General features: G+C 39.3%; 13 protein-coding genes. 8 read left to right on the plus strand and 5 right to left on the minus strand.

Annotated features, from left to right (window positions below; translation table 11 throughout):
* Positions 1–495: 495 nt before the first annotated feature.
* From F935_RS08005 to F935_RS08030, 6 genes are all read left to right on the plus strand, one after another.
* Positions 496–1,563 (plus strand): type II asparaginase, encoded by a 1,068-nt coding sequence (locus F935_RS08005; RefSeq protein WP_016138456.1) that lies wholly within the window; start codon positions 496–498, stop codon positions 1,561–1,563.
* Between the two features lie 199 nt (positions 1,564–1,762).
* Positions 1,763–5,326 (plus strand): DNA polymerase III subunit alpha, encoded by a 3,564-nt coding sequence (gene dnaE / locus F935_RS08010; RefSeq protein WP_016138457.1) that lies wholly within the window; start codon positions 1,763–1,765, stop codon positions 5,324–5,326.
* Positions 5,327–5,340: 14 nt separating this feature from the next.
* A complete protein-coding gene (locus tag F935_RS08015; RefSeq protein WP_016138458.1) occupies positions 5,341–6,180 on the plus strand; it encodes an RNA methyltransferase in 840 nt (279 codons plus the stop codon).
* The gene (cysE, locus tag F935_RS08020) at positions 6,173–6,988 is read left to right on the plus strand and encodes a serine O-acetyltransferase (protein WP_016138459.1); all 816 of its coding nucleotides are present in this window, start codon (positions 6,173–6,175) and stop codon (positions 6,986–6,988) included. Before F935_RS08015 ends, cysE begins: the two co-directional genes overlap by 8 nt.
* 105 nt (positions 6,989–7,093) lie before the next feature.
* On the plus strand, positions 7,094–8,035 hold the full coding sequence (locus F935_RS08025; protein WP_016138460.1) for an ABUW_2363 family tetratricopeptide repeat lipoprotein: 942 nt from the start codon (positions 7,094–7,096) through the stop codon (positions 8,033–8,035).
* 116 nt (positions 8,036–8,151) lie between these two features.
* Complete coding sequence (locus tag F935_RS08030) at positions 8,152–10,158, plus strand: esterase/lipase family protein (protein WP_035366155.1); 2,007 nt, start codon at positions 8,152–8,154, stop codon at positions 10,156–10,158.
* Positions 10,159–10,210: 52 nt separating this feature from the next.
* Here the strand turns inward: F935_RS08030 and ahpF are convergent, their stop codons facing one another.
* The 3 genes from ahpF to F935_RS08045 all read right to left on the minus strand — a co-directional run bounded on the left by ahpF (position 10,211) and on the right by F935_RS08045 (position 13,039).
* Positions 10,211–11,776: an alkyl hydroperoxide reductase subunit F gene (gene ahpF, locus F935_RS08035; protein WP_016138462.1), complete on the minus strand. Its 1,566-nt coding sequence runs from the start codon at positions 11,774–11,776 to the stop codon at positions 10,211–10,213.
* A 181-nt stretch (positions 11,777–11,957) separates the two neighbouring features.
* On the minus strand, positions 11,958–12,479 hold the full coding sequence (locus F935_RS08040) for a chromate transporter (protein ID WP_009388239.1): 522 nt from the start codon (positions 12,477–12,479) through the stop codon (positions 11,958–11,960).
* Positions 12,479–13,039, minus strand: a complete 561-nt coding sequence (locus tag F935_RS08045) for a chromate transporter (RefSeq protein WP_013198158.1) — start codon at positions 13,037–13,039, stop codon at positions 12,479–12,481. The genes F935_RS08040 and F935_RS08045 overlap by 1 nt, the downstream gene beginning before the upstream one ends.
* A 101-nt stretch (positions 13,040–13,140) precedes the next feature.
* On the opposite strand from F935_RS08045, the gene F935_RS08050 reads away from it, so the two are divergent.
* Positions 13,141–14,043, plus strand: coding sequence for a LysR family transcriptional regulator (locus F935_RS08050; RefSeq protein ID WP_016138463.1), 903 nt, complete (start codon positions 13,141–13,143; stop codon positions 14,041–14,043).
* 122 nt (positions 14,044–14,165) lie between these two features.
* Entirely contained in the window at positions 14,166–14,594 is a 429-nt protein-coding gene (gene arsC, locus F935_RS08055; RefSeq protein ID WP_016138464.1) for an arsenate reductase (glutaredoxin), read from the plus strand.
* Between the two features lie 70 nt (positions 14,595–14,664).
* Here arsC and F935_RS18325 read toward each other — a convergent pair whose 3' ends face one another.
* Both F935_RS18325 and F935_RS08060 read right to left on the minus strand, forming a co-directional pair.
* Positions 14,665–14,826, minus strand: coding sequence for a DUF1427 family protein (locus F935_RS18325; protein WP_000784879.1), 162 nt, complete (start codon positions 14,824–14,826; stop codon positions 14,665–14,667).
* A 57-nt stretch (positions 14,827–14,883) separates the two neighbouring features.
* On the minus strand, positions 14,884–16,758 hold the full coding sequence (locus F935_RS08060) for an amidohydrolase (protein ID WP_016138465.1): 1,875 nt from the start codon (positions 16,756–16,758) through the stop codon (positions 14,884–14,886).
* Positions 16,759–16,912 lie beyond the last annotated feature (154 nt).

A 16,912-nucleotide genomic window follows, 5' to 3' on the forward strand; every position in this document is an offset into this window, starting at 1 on the left:
CAAACAAAATTTATATTCTTATAAATAAATACCAAGTGATTAAATTTTAATTCATTTCATGACCACTTAATTATATTAAACTATTGAAATTATTATTTAGTTTATCTACTAAAAAAATTATATAATTTTATTTATAAATAATAATAAATACAATCAATGATATATAAATACCAAATGGTAAATAAAAGCCCCATCACACCCATTATTTTTTTATTTTATAATGATAAAAAAATCATTTGCTTTCGTTATATTAAAAAGCAAACAAATCGCGATAAATTAGAAAAACTTAATAGATTTTTTATTTTATTCATGATATTTATTAACGCTGAATAAAAGCAATGACTAAGTAATTGTTGGTGAAACAAAATGCTATTCAAGGATGCTTCTTATTCAGCAAGTTACGAATATGTTTTACATGGTATGTATTTTGCTTAGGAAAAGCAGACATATTCGACAAACTTTTTTTACTTTCGTCACTTCATAAGGATATTTTCGATGTTGACTAAAACTGTTAAATCTTTAGGTTTAGCGATGGGCTTATTGGCCTGCTCTCTCCCACTTTACGCAAAAAACAATGTAGTTGTTGTTGCCACTGGCGGTACTATCGCAGGTGCTGGCGCAAGTTCAGCAAACAGTGCAACGTACACAGCTGCAAAAGTTCCAGTTGATGCCTTAATTAATGCAGTTCCACAAATCAAAGATTTGGCGAATGTAACTGGTATTCAAGCATTACAGGTCGCTTCTGAAAGTATTACTGACAAGGAATTATTACAAATTGCTCGTCAAGTAAATGAGCTGGTAAAAAAACCATCTGTTAATGGTGTTGTGATTACTCACGGTACAGATACTTTAGAAGAAACAGCATTTTTCTTAAATCTGGTTGTTCACACTGATAAACCGATTGTTATTGTTGGTTCAATGCGTCCTTCAACTGCTCTTTCAGCAGATGGACCACTTAACCTTTATAGTGCAGTTGCTTTAGCAGCTTCTGATGATGCAAAAAATAAAGGCGTTATGGTTCTTATGAACGACTCTATTTTTGCTGCACGTGATGTAACTAAAGGCATTAACATTCATACAAATGCTTTTGTTAGCCAATGGGGCGCTTTAGGTACATTAGTTGAAGGCAAGCCATACTGGTTCAGACAGTCTGTAAAACGTTTTACTAATGCTTCAGAATTTAATATTGAAAATATTAAAGGTGATGCACTTCCACTGGTACAAATCGTTTACGGTTCAGACTCTATGCTTCCAGATGCTTATGAAGCATATGCAAAAGCTGGCTCTAAAGCGATTATCCATGCAGGTACTGGTAACGGTTCAGTTGCGAACTATATCGTACCAACTTTACAAAATCTTCACGACAAGAACGGTATTCAAATTATCCGCTCATCACGTGTTCCACAAGGTTTCGTATTACGTAATGCTGAACAACCTGACGATAAATATGGTTGGGTAGCTGCTCATGATTTAAACCCACAGAAAGCACGTCTTCTTGCAGCATTAGCTCTTACCAAGACTAATGACGCTAAAGAAATTCAACGTATGTTCTGGCAGTACTAAGTTTTCCAACCAGCTCAAGCCTAAATGTTTGAGCTGGTCATATTTTATAAAAATAATGTCTTTTATATTAATTCTGTACAATAGTTGTTCAACTCATTCTTCTTAAATAATAAAATCCTTAACAGTTTGCCAAAATATTAACCATTTCCTTTTAACTTTGCGTGTTAAACTATGCTTCGGTCGCATTAAGGATTGGTTTATGCAGTTTGTTCATCTAGGTATTTATACAGAATTTTCGATTACAGAGTCGATAGTTCGCATACCTGACTTGGTCAATGCTGCGGTTAAAGACCAAATGCCAGCGTTGGCATTAACTGACCTCTCTAACCTCCATGCTGCGGTAAAATTTTATAATGCTTGTTTAAAAAAAGGTATTAAGCCTCTTTTAGGTAGCACAATTCGCCTTGATGATGCTCAACACCGTGCAACATTACTTGCAATGAGTGATGTTGGCTGGAAAAGTCTCACCGAAATCGTTTCACGCGGTTTTATTGAAGGACAACAGCTCAGTATTCCATGTGTACAAAAAGAATGGGTACTTGAACAGCATCAAGATATTATTGTTTTACTTGGCCAGCATAGTGATGTTGGTCAGATGCTTTGTTCATCTAACCCGCAAAAAGCTGCTCCCCTTTTAGAAGCATGGCTCGAAAAATTTGGTAACCGTGTTTATCTTGCTTTAACACGTACCGACCGTCCTGGTGAAGAAGACTTTATTCAAGAAGCAGCTAAACTTGCTGCACAATATAATATTGGTGTCGTTGCACATAATGATGTGCACTTTGTAGAAAAAGAAGATTTCGAAGCACATGAAGCTCGTGTTTGTATCGCTGATGGTTATGTACTAGCAGATAATCGCCGTCCACGCATATATAGTCCTGAGCAGCACTTTAAAACCTCAGATGAAATGATCGAATTGTTTTCTGATATTCCTAGTGCTATCGAGAACACCTATCACATTGCTAAACGCTGCAACGTTAAACTGCAACTCGGCACTTACTTTTTACCTGACTATCCAATTCCAGATGGTTTTACCATCGATACTTATTTTGAACATTTATCTAAAGTAGGTTTGGAAGAACGCTTAAATTATCTTTACCCTGTTGAAAAACGTGGCGAAGACTGGCCTGAGATTCGTAAGCCTTACGATGAACGAATTGATTATGAAGTTGGTATTATCCTGAAAATGGGTTTCCCAGGATACTTCCTCATCGTCATGGACTTCATTCGATGGGCAAAAAGTAATGGTGTTCCTGTTGGGCCAGGTCGTGGTTCAGGTGCAGGTTCATTAGTCGCCTATAGCTTAGAAATTACTGACCTTGACCCTCTTCGTTACGATCTACTTTTCGAACGTTTCTTGAACCCAGAACGTGTATCGATGCCCGACTTTGACGTCGATTTCTGTATTGCTGGACGTGACCGCGTTATTGATTACGTATCACGTACTTATGGTCGCGAAGCCGTTTCACAAATTGCAACTTTCGGAACCATGGCAGCAAAAGGTGCAATCCGTGACGTTGCGCGTGTATTGGGTAAATCTTATGGTTTAGCTGACCGTATTTCAAAAATGGTGCCTACCAAACCACTCGGTGTGGATTTAGCTACCGCTATTGATATGGAACCACAGCTTAAAGATATTGTGACCAACCCATCTAACCCAGATAACGACGATGCAAGCGAAATCTGGGAAATGGCATTAAAATTAGAAGGTGTTACCCGAAATACCGGTAAACATGCCGGAGGTGTAGTTATTGCACCCGGTAAAATTACCGATTTCTCGGCTGTACTTTGTGATGCAGATGGAACAAACCGCGTTGCTCAATATGATAAAGACGATGTAGAAGCAGCGGGTCTGGTCAAGTTCGACTTCTTGGGTTTACGTAACTTAACCGTTATTGAAGACGCGATTCAAAATATTAATAAAAACCGCGACAGTAATGATCAACTCAATATCTTGCATGTTCCTCTAGACGACGCTAAAGCATATTCTGTGTTTGCCGATGCAAATACGACAGCGGTATTCCAGTTTGAATCCGTCGGCATGAAACGGATGCTTAAAGAAGCGCGTCCAAGTAAATTTGAAGAAATTATTGCGTTCGTATCATTGTATCGTCCAGGTCCAATGGACCTGATTCCTGACTTTATTCACCGTATGCATGGTGGAGATTTTGAATATCTCCATCCTCTTTTAGAAGGTGTATTAGAGCCAACTTACGGGATTATGGTTTATCAGGAACAGGTAATGCAGACTGCACAGATCTGTGCAGGTTACACATTAGGCGGCGCAGATTTATTACGCCGTGCAATGGGTAAAAAGAAACCTGAGGAAATGGTCAAGCAGCGTGAAATTTTCCTAGAAGGTGCTGCTGAAAAAGGGATTGATGAAAGTACTGCAAACCATATCTTTGACTATATGGAAAAGTTTGCCGGCTATGGTTTTAACAAATCTCACGCCGCTGCTTATGCGCTGGTTGCCTACCATACAGCATGGTTAAAAGCGCATTACCCTGCTGAGTTTATGGCAGCGGTAATGACATCGGAAATGCAGAACACGGACAGTGTTGTATTCTTGATCGATGACTGCCGAAATAATAATCTTGAGGTCTTACCACCATCAGTCAACATGTCGACTTACCATTTCCATGCAAGTAATGATAAAACGATTGTTTACGGTTTAGGTGCGATTAAAGGCGTTGGCGAACAAGCAATGCAGTCAGTCATTGACTCTCGTCGACAATTTGGTCCGTATACAGATCTATTCGATTTTTGCCATCGTATTGATTTGAAGAAAATCAATAAACGTACTCTTGAAGCTTTAATTCGCGCGGGTGCACTCGATTGCTTGGGAATCGAACGAGCAAGCTTAATGGCACAATTGCCTGAAGCTGTTCAAGCTGCTGATCAAGCTCGAAGTAACCGTGAAAGCGGTATTATGGATTTATTTGGTGAGGTTGAAGAAGTTCAGCGTAAGCCAGCTAAACCAGTTAAACCGTGGAGTGACGAAGTTCGTCTCAAAGGCGAAAAAGATACACTTGGTTTATATTTAACTGGCCATCCAATTGATGTTTACCGACAAGAACTCAAATCTTTTGTTCCCGTAAAACTAAATGAAATTACAGCTACACGTCGTGGTGTTACTACGGTTTACGCAGGTTTGGTTATTGATGTCGCAAACTTCCCGAACCGTGTAGTTATTGTACTAGATGATGGCACGGCACGTATTGAAGTCAGCTGTAACCATGAACGCTTCCAACGTTTTAAAGATATCGTTCAAGTGGAACGTGTTGTAGTTTTCGAAGGCGAAATCTATGAACGAGAAGGCTTTGACCGTCCAATGGGACGTTTAACCAAAGCTTTCACATTAAATGAAATAAGACAAAAACGTGCTAACAGTATTCAAATCAAATTAACAGAAGAGTTTATGCAGCCAACATTGGCAAAAGATCTACAAAACATGATCTTGCCATTTTGCAATGTAGATATGCATCAACATATCACTCTACAGTTACAGATTGATCAACCCTATGCTCAAGCCGAACTTCAGTTTGGTCCGCAATGGAAAGTCGCTCCTCTAGACGAATTACTTGCTAAACTCAGAGATTATTTTGGTAAAGATAATATCTATATTGAGTATCAAGTAAAGTCGAAAGCAGCTAAAGCAGCAGACCCTGTTCGTCCACATGCTGTTGCCCCTCCTCCTGCGGGTATGTCTATGGACGATGCATTGGATTTATACCAAAGCGAAGTTTCTCAATATTCGTAATTTCTGGAAATCTTATGAGTTCGTTTGACCACACCACCGTGTCAAAACAATTAGCACAAGTGCGTATTGTCATGGTAAATACGACTTTGCCTGCCAATATTGGTAGTGCTTTACGTGCCATGAAAACAATGGGACTAATTAAATTAGTTCTCGTATCACCTAAAACATATCCTCATCCAGATATACAAGCGCTTGCTGCGGGTGCTCAAGATTTATTTGAACATCTTGAGATTGTAGACACCTTAGAAGATGCGATTAAAGATTGTCATTTAGTATTTGGAACAAGTGCACGTAGTCGTACTATTCCTTGGCCTTTGCTTGATGTTCGACCTGCGGCTAAAGAAGCTATTAAGGCAACCGCTCAAGGCCAACAAATTGCTATTGTTTTTGGCCGTGAAGACCGTGGTTTAACTAACGAAGAATTAGCACTGGCAAATTATCATTTAACGATTCCTGTCAATCCGGACTATGGCGTGTTAAATGTTGCGCAAGCAATTCAAGTTGTATGTTATGAACTTCGAATGTCTGCTCTTGAGCAAGAGCAAGTCGATCAGAATGTAGATGAAATGCCATTAGTGCAAGGCCAAAGCATGCAATGGGATGAACCTTTGGTGACTCAGCAACAAATGGAAGAGTTTTATCCTCATCTTGAAAAAATGCTGACTGAAATTGAATTTTTAGATCCAGAAAATCCACGTTTATTACCTTTACGCTTGCGTCGTTTATTTGGTCGTATACAATTAGATCGTATGGAATATCATTTACTTCGCGGTATTTTTAGTCGCGTGCAAGCTTTAACAAGCGGTAAATGGAAAAAAGCATTATCTGACAAGGAGGATCAACCCAATGCTTAAGCAGCTTAAAGAAGATATAAAGGCTGTATTTGCGCGAGATCCTGCTGCCCGCAATACACTTGAAGTTCTTACGACTTACCCAGGTATTCATGCAATTATGATGCATCGTGTTGCACATGAATTATGGCAAAAAGACTGTAAAGGTGCAGCTCGCCTACTTTCTTCATTTAGCCGTTTTGCAACTGGAATCGAAATTCATCCTGGCGCTAAAATCGGTAAGCGTTTTTTTATTGATCATGGCATGGGTGTTGTGATTGGTGAAACTGCTGAAATTGGTGATGATGTTACGCTTTATCATGGTGTTACTTTAGGTGGTACCACATGGAAAACTGGTAAACGCCATCCAACTTTAGAAGACGGTGTGGTTGTTGGTGCTGGTGCGAAAATTTTGGGTCCATTTACCGTAGGTAAAGGTGCCAAAGTTGGTTCAAATGCTGTAGTGACCAAAGCTGTTCCTGCCGGAGTAACTGCTGTAGGAAACCCTGCACGATATATCTATAAAGATGCCGACAGAACTAAAGATAAAGATGAAGAACGTCGCCGCGATTATGCACAAAGTATTGGTTTTGCCCCATATGCGACAACTGCTGATCAGTCAGATCCTATTTTAGAAGGTATGCGCGTTTTGCTTGATCGTATTCAGCACAATGAAACGCGTATGAATAATTTATGTCAGCGTTTATCAGAGCTAGATCCTAGCTTCAAAAAAGAAAACCAAGATGAACAACCTTTTAGCGATGAAGAGCTAAAAATTCTTGAAGAAGTACGTCGTGAATGTGGTGCACAAAACAAGATATCAAAAACGTAATATTCTTGATTCATAATGTAACACGCTTACCCTTGCATGTCGGTTTAGCTTTTCCTAGACTTACCACTACCAAATCTGACTTTACTAAAATGAACGGAAGATCCTATGAATTTTAAGCCTTTGGCATATATCATCCTTGCGACCTCAAGTTTAACAGCTTGTACAATGGCACCTGTAAAACAACAAAAAATTGAGCCTTTTGTTTTCAAGGAACCAGAGCTTACTCCTCCTTTTTATGCACTAAATCCTTTTAACTATGATCAACCGCCAGCATTTGAAGTTGCGTTAAAAGACGCTGCCGCACAGCCAGTAACCAAAATGGTAGTTAATCGTCAAGATGACCCAACTAAACAACTTACTCTCGACGTCAATAAACTGATTGTTCCGACTGTAAATAATTCACAGCGTTCAATGAAATACGCTGTTTTAGCTGGTGAAAATGAAATTGATGTTACGAGCATTGATGACTTCTTACAGTTAGTAGAAGGCAAAGCTCGTCACTACCCACCTCGCTTTACTGATCGTCAAGAACGTAAAGGCTTCGAAAGTAAACTTAAAGAAGTAACACAGCAACTTGATACACTTGCTGCAAATCCAAATGCGTCATTTGATATTTTACTTCGCGCTTTTAAAGCAAGTGTTCTTGCACGTAACCTTGATTTAGGTACTGCTCATACCACTCGATCTTTAGAATATGCTCAACGTCTTTTAAAAATTAGCCCAGATGACGCAGAAGCAAACTTCTGGTTTGGTTTTGGCTTATCTGAAGGTGGTGGCCAACGTGAAGCAATTCCATATTTAGATAAAGCCATTAAAGGTAATGTTCAAGAAGCGTATCTAGCTTCTGCAAACAACTATATTGCAATGGAACAAAAGAAAAACGCGATTCAGACACTTAAAAATTATAAAGTGAAATATCCGGATGAATCGGAAATTGCTGATCGTTTAATTCAAGAAATTGAAAAACAAGGTCGTTGGAATGTATGGCAAGTTTTAACTAACCCAGCAATGTCTGCAACTACCCCAAGTGCGACACCTAAAAAATAAGTGTAATTAGATAAAAAAGGGCTGTTTTGACAGCCCTTTTTTTTATTTGATCATTTGAAAAATATTTTAAAATTTGTATGATCTACCTACCATTGAGCCACTAAATTTTGACCATAATGTTTTCAATAAAAAGAAGCAAAACAGTATTGACGGTCATACTACTCGGTTCAATTCTGAGTGGTTGTCAGGTCGTTAATGTTAAACAGCAAGCTTTGAATGTAACTATTGCAAATGAACGCAATAGTATTCTTACACAAGATAAACTCAGCGAAGCAAGCCTGAATGTTTTATCAATGTCGGGTCAGGAAGCTAAAGTTTGTACGGACACCCCTGATAACTGTGTCAATCAACTCAAAAAACTTCCTCAAATTTTAGATGAACAGTTTTTATCAGCTGCAAGTGAAATGTATCTGGCAAAAGCAATGGCTTTATCAGATTCCTCAGATTGTAAAATTAGTAGGTTTACTAAACATAAGTCCGAAGAAGAACAAACCAATATTCAAAGTAAATATGATGATTGTTTAGATCAGCAATTAAATTTACTTGATAAAAGTATTCGTTATAGTTACGCCTATTTATTTTCAACCAAGCGTCAACCTACCGACCGTATTTTTGATAATAGACAAGTCCAAATTCGGGACTTCTATAATCAGGCAATTGCCAAAATGGTCGGTATTTATGATTTGAGATACCCTCAAAAAAATGGTGTTCAACCTAAAATTCAAATTGGTAAAAGTGTTTATTCCATTGATTTTGAATTTCATCGACAATTAACGGGTCAAAAATTAGAAAAGTTAATTTCTAGTTATAATTTAAATTTTTCAGGGTTAAGAACCATTAACCGTCGTGACGGTTTTGGATCTGAATTTGTCGCTGTTTTTCCGACTTCAGGAAAAGAAGATATCAATGAATATATTTTAGACCCGCTTAAATACAATTATAAAAATGGTGTGAACCCGAATATTCATCATGCACGTTATTTGGCTGCAACTATTGTCGCTGAACCAAAACATGCGACCACTGTCGAAGAAATTATTAATAATTCTGAATTCGTAATTCGGGTTTATGACCCTTACCGCACCGATAATATTAATGTCGCTGGTAAGCAATATCCTCTAGCTGCCAACTTCTCTGCACCTTATGGTCTATGGCTGGCCGAAAATAATTTAGGTGTGGCAGCTTATTTAAGTCTGATTGATCGTGATCAGCACTTGACCATGCCGCATCTTTATATGCTTGAGCCATACAACCCAAACAAAAAAATTATTGTGTTGGTGCATGGGCTAGCAAGTAGTCCTGAGGCATGGATTGCTTTGACCAATGATGTTATGGGTGACACGGTTTTAAGAGATAACTATCAAGTTTGGCAAGTTTTTTATTCAACTAATATGCCGATTCTGGAAAGCCGTTTCCAAACTTATGCCCTACTTAAGCAAGCTTTTGGTTCTTTGAACCCTAGTGACCCTGCTGCACATGATGCTGTTCTTGTGGGCCATAGTATGGGAGGTATTATTAGCCGCTTACTGGTCAGCGATGGTGATATTACCAAGCCTGCTTTAGAGTTGATGACGATTCGTCAGCAAAATCGCTTTAAGAAACATCCAATGGTTACTGAACGATTGCAAATGCATTCAATCAATAATTTTGATCGTGCAATTTTCTTAGCTTCTCCTCATCGAGGGACAGATTATGCAGATCGTTGGTTTACGTTAGCCGCACGTAAAATTATTCGTTTACCGGGTGCATTTTTGTCGGCTGTAGCGACCTCACTCACCACTGAAAATTTAGATGTTAAAGATTTCTTGAGTAATATTGATAGCGGCCTTATTCAAAATGGTCCAAGTGATTTGAGTCATCAATCTAAATTTATGGAACTTACGGAAAATATTAATCCGCACCAAGGATTAGTCTTCCACTCAATTATGGGTAACATTACCAAGAGTAATGACCCAAATGTGATTACCGATGGTATCGTTCCCTATAAGAGCGCTCACCTAGAAGGTGCAAAATCTGAGAAAGTTCTTCCAGGCGGTCATTCAATCCAGCTCACACCACAAGCTGTATTAGAATTACGTCGTATTTTAAGAGAGCATTTAGTCGAACACGGTTTATATAAACCGTAAAAGAAAAAGAGCCAAAGATTGTCCTTTGGCTCTTTTGTTTTGGAATTAAATTTTATTGCCCAGAACGGATGATGTAATCAAACGCAGAGAGTGATGCTTTAGCGCCTTCACCTGTGGCAATAATAATTTGTTTATAAGGCACAGTGGTACAGTCACCCGCAGCAAATACACCTTTGACATTGGTTTCGTTACGGTCATTCACAATGATCTCGCCACGGTTGGTTAACTCAACTTCACTGTCTTTCAAGAAGTCAGTATTTGGCAGTAAACCAATCTGTACAAAGATCCCTGCAAGTTCAACCACTTGCTCTTCATCAGTGGCACGGTCTTTATATTTAAGACCAGTCACTTGTGATCCGTCGCCTAACACTTCTGTACTTAACGCATTCATAATCACAGTTGTGTTTGGCAAGCTATGCAGTTTGTTTTGCAAAACTTGGTCAGCGCGAAGTTTTGTATCGAACTCAACCAGAGTCACATGCTCAACAATCCCTGCAAGGTCAATTGCAGCTTCAACACCTGAGTTACCACCACCAATCACGGCAACACGCTTGCCTTTGAACAATGGGCCATCACAGTGTGGGCAATACGCAACACCACGGGTACGGTATTCTTGTTCACCCGGTACATTCATTTCTCTCCAACGTGCACCTGTTGATAGGATCACAGTTTTCGATTCAAGTTTTGCACCGTTTTCAAGTTCAACTTCAACTAGACCATTGATCGTTTGGTTTGCACCCGTGATTTTGCTGACATGTTGTAGGTTCATGATATCCACATCATATTCACGAACATGTGCTTCCATTTCAGCAGCAAACTTAGGACCTTGAGTCTTTTGCACAGATGTGAAGTTTTCAATGTCCATGGTATCCATGACCTGACCACCGAAGCGTTCAGCTACGATACCTGTGTTAATACCTTTACGTGCTGCATAGATTGCTGCTGTTGCACCCGCAGGTCCACCACCAATCACCAATACATCAAAAGCATCTTTGGCATTGAGTACTGCTGCATCTTTTTCAGCTGAGTTAGTGTCAAGTTTCGCGACAATTTCTTCAAGGGTCATACGACCTTGACCAATGTGTTCGTTGTCTTGGAACACCATTGGAACAGCCATGATTTTGCGTTGTTCAACTTCGTCTTGGAAGAATGAACCATCAATCATGGTTGCTGTTGTGTTCGGATTATAAATCGCGATCAGATTAAGCGCCTGTACCACATCCGGACAGTTATGACAGCTTAGCGATACAAATACATCAAAGTTTGCTTTGAGGTTTAAACCTTTAATCTGGTTGAGCACTTCATCAGAAACTTTTGGTGCATAGCCAGACACCTGTAACAGTGCCAAGATCAAAGATGTAAACTCATGGCCCATTGGTAAGCCAGCAAAGAACACACGAGGCTGTTCACCTGCTTTAGCCACACCAAAGCTTGGACGACGTGTATTGTTGCCATCAAAACGGGCAGTCACTTTGTCAGAAAGTTCGGCAATTTCAGTCACTAATTCTTTAATTTGAGCAGCTTTATCTGATTCATCTAAAGCAGCAACTAATTCGATTGGACTTTCTAAACGTTCTAAGTAAGCTTTTAATTGAGTTTTAATGTTTTGATCTAACATCTGTTTTTACTCCAATGCATCCAAATTCTTTCAATAGATGCATAGTACGTTAAAACATAAAATAGGTGAAACAGTATGTTTTTATATATTTAATCGGTTTTTTAGATCTAATTATTATTTACTTCATCAAAAAAAAAAGCCAACCTAAACTCATCCAGCGCAGGTCGGCAAACTGGTTAAACTAGAGTAAGACCACACCAAATACCGCCCCAGCAATCAAGACATGCAAGGGATGAACCTTTTTAATTAAAGATAATAAAGTTGCAATGACTACCATAATGACAAGTAAAGTATTTATTGCCGCTGCCTCAGAAATTATCCACGCACTGGCAAGCACAGTTCCCACAGTGACAGGTTGTAAAGCAAGCTGTAAAACACGGCGCCATTTCTTATCTTTAAATTTTGACCAGCCTCTCATTACAAACACAGTAATAATTGATGAAGGTAAAAATTTAGCAGTAGACGTTACCAGTAGACCTGACAACCCTGCTACATGCCATCCTACCAACGGTACAATCATCATGTTTGGACCGGGAGCTGCTTGAGCCATGGCAAACAATGCACTAAATTCTTGTGCCGTCATCCAATGATGAATATCAACGACTTGGCGTTGCATTTCAGGCAAAATTGTATTTCCGCCACCAAATGCAATAAGAGACAATTGAGTAAAAATGATGGCTAAAGTAAGTAGAACTGCACCCATTACACACGTCTCCAAATAATAGTTGAATAAAGTGCCAACAAAATCAGCATGGTCAAAAGCAAGGAGATTTTTAGAAAAGCAATGCTAACAATTGCTGCCACAACAACACACATCGCTATTGGATTACGTAATAATGGTTTCAACATTTTTAAGCCCGTTGCAACCAGGAGCCCAGCTGCTGCTGCTCCTAACCCTTCAAAAAGATGCTTAACCATAAGGTTGTCTTGGAACTGCTCGTAGACATAATGTAAAAGTACAACAATTATCGTAGGCGCAAGGATCAAGCCAATCAGTGAACTCACCGCTCCACGGACACCGCGAAACTCCATGCCAATCGCAACAGATAAATTAATGATATTGCCGCCCGGTAAAAATTGACACAGACCTAGTAACTCAGTGAATTTTTCAGGACTTAACCACTGTCGTTGCTCTACAACGACTTTACGCGCTAAAGGCAATACGCCACCAAATCCGATTAAACCTAATGTTAAAAAACCTAAAAACAGTTCTGTGCAGGTCGGTACGGTCTCCTTCTGCACGGCAATCTCAACATGGTTCATTTTCGTTACTTTTCACTTTATCTGACTCAAATAGAATGCTACTTTTATGACATATCTACAAATGCTTTTATTTTCGCTAACCATACTCTAAAGGTATTTCTATGCTCGATTTGCACAAGCTCCACGCCTTTGTAGTGGTCGTCGAAGAAAGAAATATTACTCACGCGGCAAACCGATTATTTATTCAACAGCCGCCTTTAACACGTTTACTAAAAAAACTGGAAGAAGAACTCGGTACACAGTTACTTATTCGCCAGCCACGTGGCATTGAACCGACAGAAGCAGGTTTAGCATTATTTAAAGAAGCACAAATTTTATTAGAACATGCCAAACATATTCCAAAATTAGTTCAAGATGTTAGCCAAGGTAAAACAGGTCAACTTAATATTGGTTTTACAAGTTCCGCGGGCTTACACCCACTTATTTCATTAGTATTACGTTCATATCGGGAAATATATCCAAAGGTACAAACCAAGCTTGAAGAAGCTGGCAGCCAAAAACAATTAGATCGATTAATTTCGGAAAAGCTTGATATCGCTTTTTTAAGAGCACCGATTAGTCGCGATATTGGATTAAAACATATTCACATATTAGATGAACCAATGGTGGTGGCCTTGCCTATAGGGCATCCACTTACACATAAAGAAAAAGTTAGTTCAAGTGACTTATCAAATGAAAATTTTGTTTTATATCGTCGTTCTTCAGGACAAGGTTTATACGACAATATTTTATATAGTTGCTATCAAGCAGGCTTTAGTCCACGCATTATTCAGGAAGCACCTCGTCCTACCGCAACATTAAATTTAGTGGCGGCTGGAATTGGTATAACCATTGTGCCAGCCTCAATGCATAACTTTTGGGAACATGAAATTGTATATCGCGAGTTTGATGACTCCATAAAACTGAATGCTCCTATTTACTTGATTACACGAGAAAATGAAAATTCAGCTAAAGTTTCAAACTTCATTGAGCTCATGCAAAAACTATTACCTACGATGACTTGAGTTTAAAAGCTGGATAATAAAAAGTGCCCGTCTAAAGGCACTTTAATAAAACCCTAAACAAATAAATTTTGTTATATTTCTTAAGCGTAATACTTTTTCTTTAACCAATGCGAAACTGGAACATGACTGAATTAGTGAAGATCTATCATAACCCTGCTTGTGGCACCTCACGCAATACCTTGGCACTCATTCGTCATACTGGGTTTGAACCTATCGTTATTGAATATTTACAAACACCTCCAAGTAAAGATGAGCTGATCCAACTTATTAAGGATTCAAACCTAACTGTACGAGAAGCGATTCGTAAAAATGTTGATCCATATAAAGATTTAGAGTTGGAACAAGCCCATTGGACTGATGAACAGTTAATTGATTTTATGGTTCAATACCCAATTTTAATTAATCGCCCATTTGTGGTTACACAAAAAGGCACACGACTTTGCCGCCCTTCTGAAATTGTTTTAGACATTTTAGATTCACAAAACTTAGGCTATTTTGCAAAAGAAGATGGTGAAGTAATCATTGATGATCAAGGCCGTCGTATAAAGTAATTGAAGATACTTATTAATATAAAAAGCTAAATGGCATGGAACCATTTAGCTTTTTTTTGAATGAAACGGATTAAAAATAGGATTTGATAAAAGGAAGGAGTTGCTCTCCTATTACCATGCCTAATAATCCGACTAATGCAACAAGAGGTGGAGCTGGTGACTTAACATTTAAAACATAATATAAGACACCAACGAGCAACCCTACAGCCAAAGATAACAAGTACATTTTCATCGTACATACCTTAGGGAAGCAAGCCATTTAACCAGACAGGTTCCCATACTGTTTTATTTAAAATGCAAAACAAGAACACCCGAGTGCACCCCAGAAAGATTTTTTATCTTTGTCATTTACAGGAACATCAAGCATCCATGAGTGGCTATGTCCATGCATGCCACAACTGCTAGCACATTCACACAATGCACTTTGTGACTGTAATGATTGATTCGAAGGTGCATTACGATTTTCAGATAAACGCCACTGACCACCAAAGCGTTTTACTGGCGACCATGTTGGAGATGCGGGTGGTAACGGTGGATCGTCTTGCTTAAACTCTGCACCTGCATATACCACTTTTCCGCCTAAAACAGTGAGTACAGACTCAATCCATTGGATATTTTCTGCTTCAACTTTGAAGTAGTCATCAGACAATACGACCAGATCGGCAAGTTCCCCTGCTGTTAATGAACCTTTGACATCTTGTTCACCTGAGAACCAAGCCGAACCTTTAGTCCAGAGTTTGAGTGCTGTTTGCCGATCTAACAGATTTTTTTCATCATAGAGTGGCAAACCACCAACTGTTTTACCAGTACTTAGCCAATACAAACACACCCAAGGGTTATAAGAAGCAACACGAGTCGCATCTGTCCCCGCGCCCACAGGAACACCAAGTTCTAACATTTTCTTAACTGGTGGCGTTGCCTGAGCAGCCTCGGCACCATAGCGTTTTACAAAAATCTCACCTTGATATGCCATACGGTGTTGAATGGCGATCCCACCACCCAACGCACCAATACGTTCGATATTACGCTCAGATACAGTTTCGGCATGGTCAATAATAAATCGAGTTGCAAATGGCTGTTTTGAATTGACGCGCTCAAACACATTGAGCAAGCAATTAATACTTTCATCATAGGTTGCATGAATACGGAATGGCCATTTCTTTTCAGCCAAGTGCTCTACAATGGCTTCGAGTTCACCTTCCATTTTTTCTGGTAAATCCGGACGTGGCTCATAGAAATCTTCGAAGTCACCCGCTGACCAAGTTAGGTTCTCACCTGCCCCATTCATTCTAAATAGCTCATCACCATCGCCCGGAAATGTCATTTCTGTCCAACGGCGATAATCATCAAGCTCTTGACCTGCTTTTTGAGCAAATAGGTTGTAAGCAATTCGAACCGTCATTTGATTTTGATCGTGTAATTGCTTAATCACATCATAATCTTCAGGATAGTTTTGCCCGCCGCCGCCTGCATCAATTGCTGAAGTAATGCCTAATCGGTTCAACTCACGCATGAAGTGACGAGTTGAATTGACTTGGTCTTCAACTGGCAATTTCGGAGCTTTACCTAAGGTCGAATATAAAATCATAGCGGATGGAGTAGCGAGCAATAGACCTGTTGGCTCACCCTTTTCATCTCGTACAATCTTGCCACCCGGTGGATCCGCTGTGTCTTTGTTAAAGCCTAATACATCAAGCGCAGCTCGGTTCAACAAGGCACTGGCATATAAATGTAAAACGAATACTGGAGTATCTGGTGCAGCTTTATTAATTTCGTCTAAAGTCGGTAAACGCTTTTCAGCAAACTGGAACTCAGTCCAACCACCTACTACACGGACCCATTGTGGAGCTGGCGTATTATCTGCTTGCTCTTTAAGTAAGCGTAGTGCATCTGCAACGGATGGCACACCTTCCCAGCGCAGTTCCATATTGTAATTTAGCCCACCACGAATAATATGCAGATGACTGTCATTTAGACCCGGTATAACGCGACGGCCATTTAAGTCTATGACTTTGCTTGTTGGTATTGCGAGTTTCATAACCTCATCATTTGTACCCGTAAGTACGACTTTAGCGTCTGCAATCGCAATTGCTTGTACTTCTGGACTTTTGGGGTCTAATGTTGTGATTTTACCGTTTATGAGTATGAGGTTTATTTCGGTCATTCTGAACTCCATTCTTGTGAATTATCGTTCTAAAAAATAAAGGTATAGCAACATATATATTTCATTATTCTTTTTGATTTTACACGACGGAGTCTGACCGTTTTACATCCAATAAGAGGAGTTAATTCTGTTACTTTTCTTTCGGGAAAAGTAA

The sequence above is a fragment of the Acinetobacter calcoaceticus ANC 3811 genome (genome assembly GCF_000399665.1).
Lineage (GTDB): Bacteria > Pseudomonadota > Gammaproteobacteria > Pseudomonadales > Moraxellaceae > Acinetobacter > Acinetobacter calcoaceticus_B.

What these genes read in the sequence shown, in the direction of transcription:
- F935_RS08025 (WP_016138460.1), top strand. Translation starts at nt 7,094, where the DNA reads ATGAATTTTAAGCCTTTGGCATATATCATCCTTGCGACCTCAAGTTTA.
- F935_RS08040 (WP_009388239.1), bottom strand. Translation starts at nt 12,479, where the DNA reads ATGGGTGCAGTTCTACTTACTTTAGCCATCATTTTTACTCAATTGTCT.
- dnaE (WP_016138457.1), top strand. Translation starts at nt 1,763, where the DNA reads ATGCAGTTTGTTCATCTAGGTATTTATACAGAATTTTCGATTACAGAG.
- F935_RS08005 (WP_016138456.1), top strand. Translation starts at nt 496, where the DNA reads ATGTTGACTAAAACTGTTAAATCTTTAGGTTTAGCGATGGGCTTATTG.
- F935_RS08015 (WP_016138458.1), top strand. Translation starts at nt 5,341, where the DNA reads ATGAGTTCGTTTGACCACACCACCGTGTCAAAACAATTAGCACAAGTG.
- F935_RS18325 (WP_000784879.1), bottom strand. Translation starts at nt 14,826, where the DNA reads ATGAAAATGTACTTGTTATCTTTGGCTGTAGGGTTGCTCGTTGGTGTC.
- F935_RS08030 (WP_035366155.1), top strand. Translation starts at nt 8,152, where the DNA reads ATGTTTTCAATAAAAAGAAGCAAAACAGTATTGACGGTCATACTACTC.
- F935_RS08050 (WP_016138463.1), top strand. Translation starts at nt 13,141, where the DNA reads ATGCTCGATTTGCACAAGCTCCACGCCTTTGTAGTGGTCGTCGAAGAA.
- arsC (WP_016138464.1), top strand. Translation starts at nt 14,166, where the DNA reads ATGACTGAATTAGTGAAGATCTATCATAACCCTGCTTGTGGCACCTCA.
- F935_RS08060 (WP_016138465.1), bottom strand. Translation starts at nt 16,758, where the DNA reads ATGACCGAAATAAACCTCATACTCATAAACGGTAAAATCACAACATTA.
- ahpF (WP_016138462.1), bottom strand. Translation starts at nt 11,776, where the DNA reads ATGTTAGATCAAAACATTAAAACTCAATTAAAAGCTTACTTAGAACGT.
- cysE (WP_016138459.1), top strand. Translation starts at nt 6,173, where the DNA reads ATGCTTAAGCAGCTTAAAGAAGATATAAAGGCTGTATTTGCGCGAGAT.
- F935_RS08045 (WP_013198158.1), bottom strand. Translation starts at nt 13,039, where the DNA reads ATGAACCATGTTGAGATTGCCGTGCAGAAGGAGACCGTACCGACCTGC.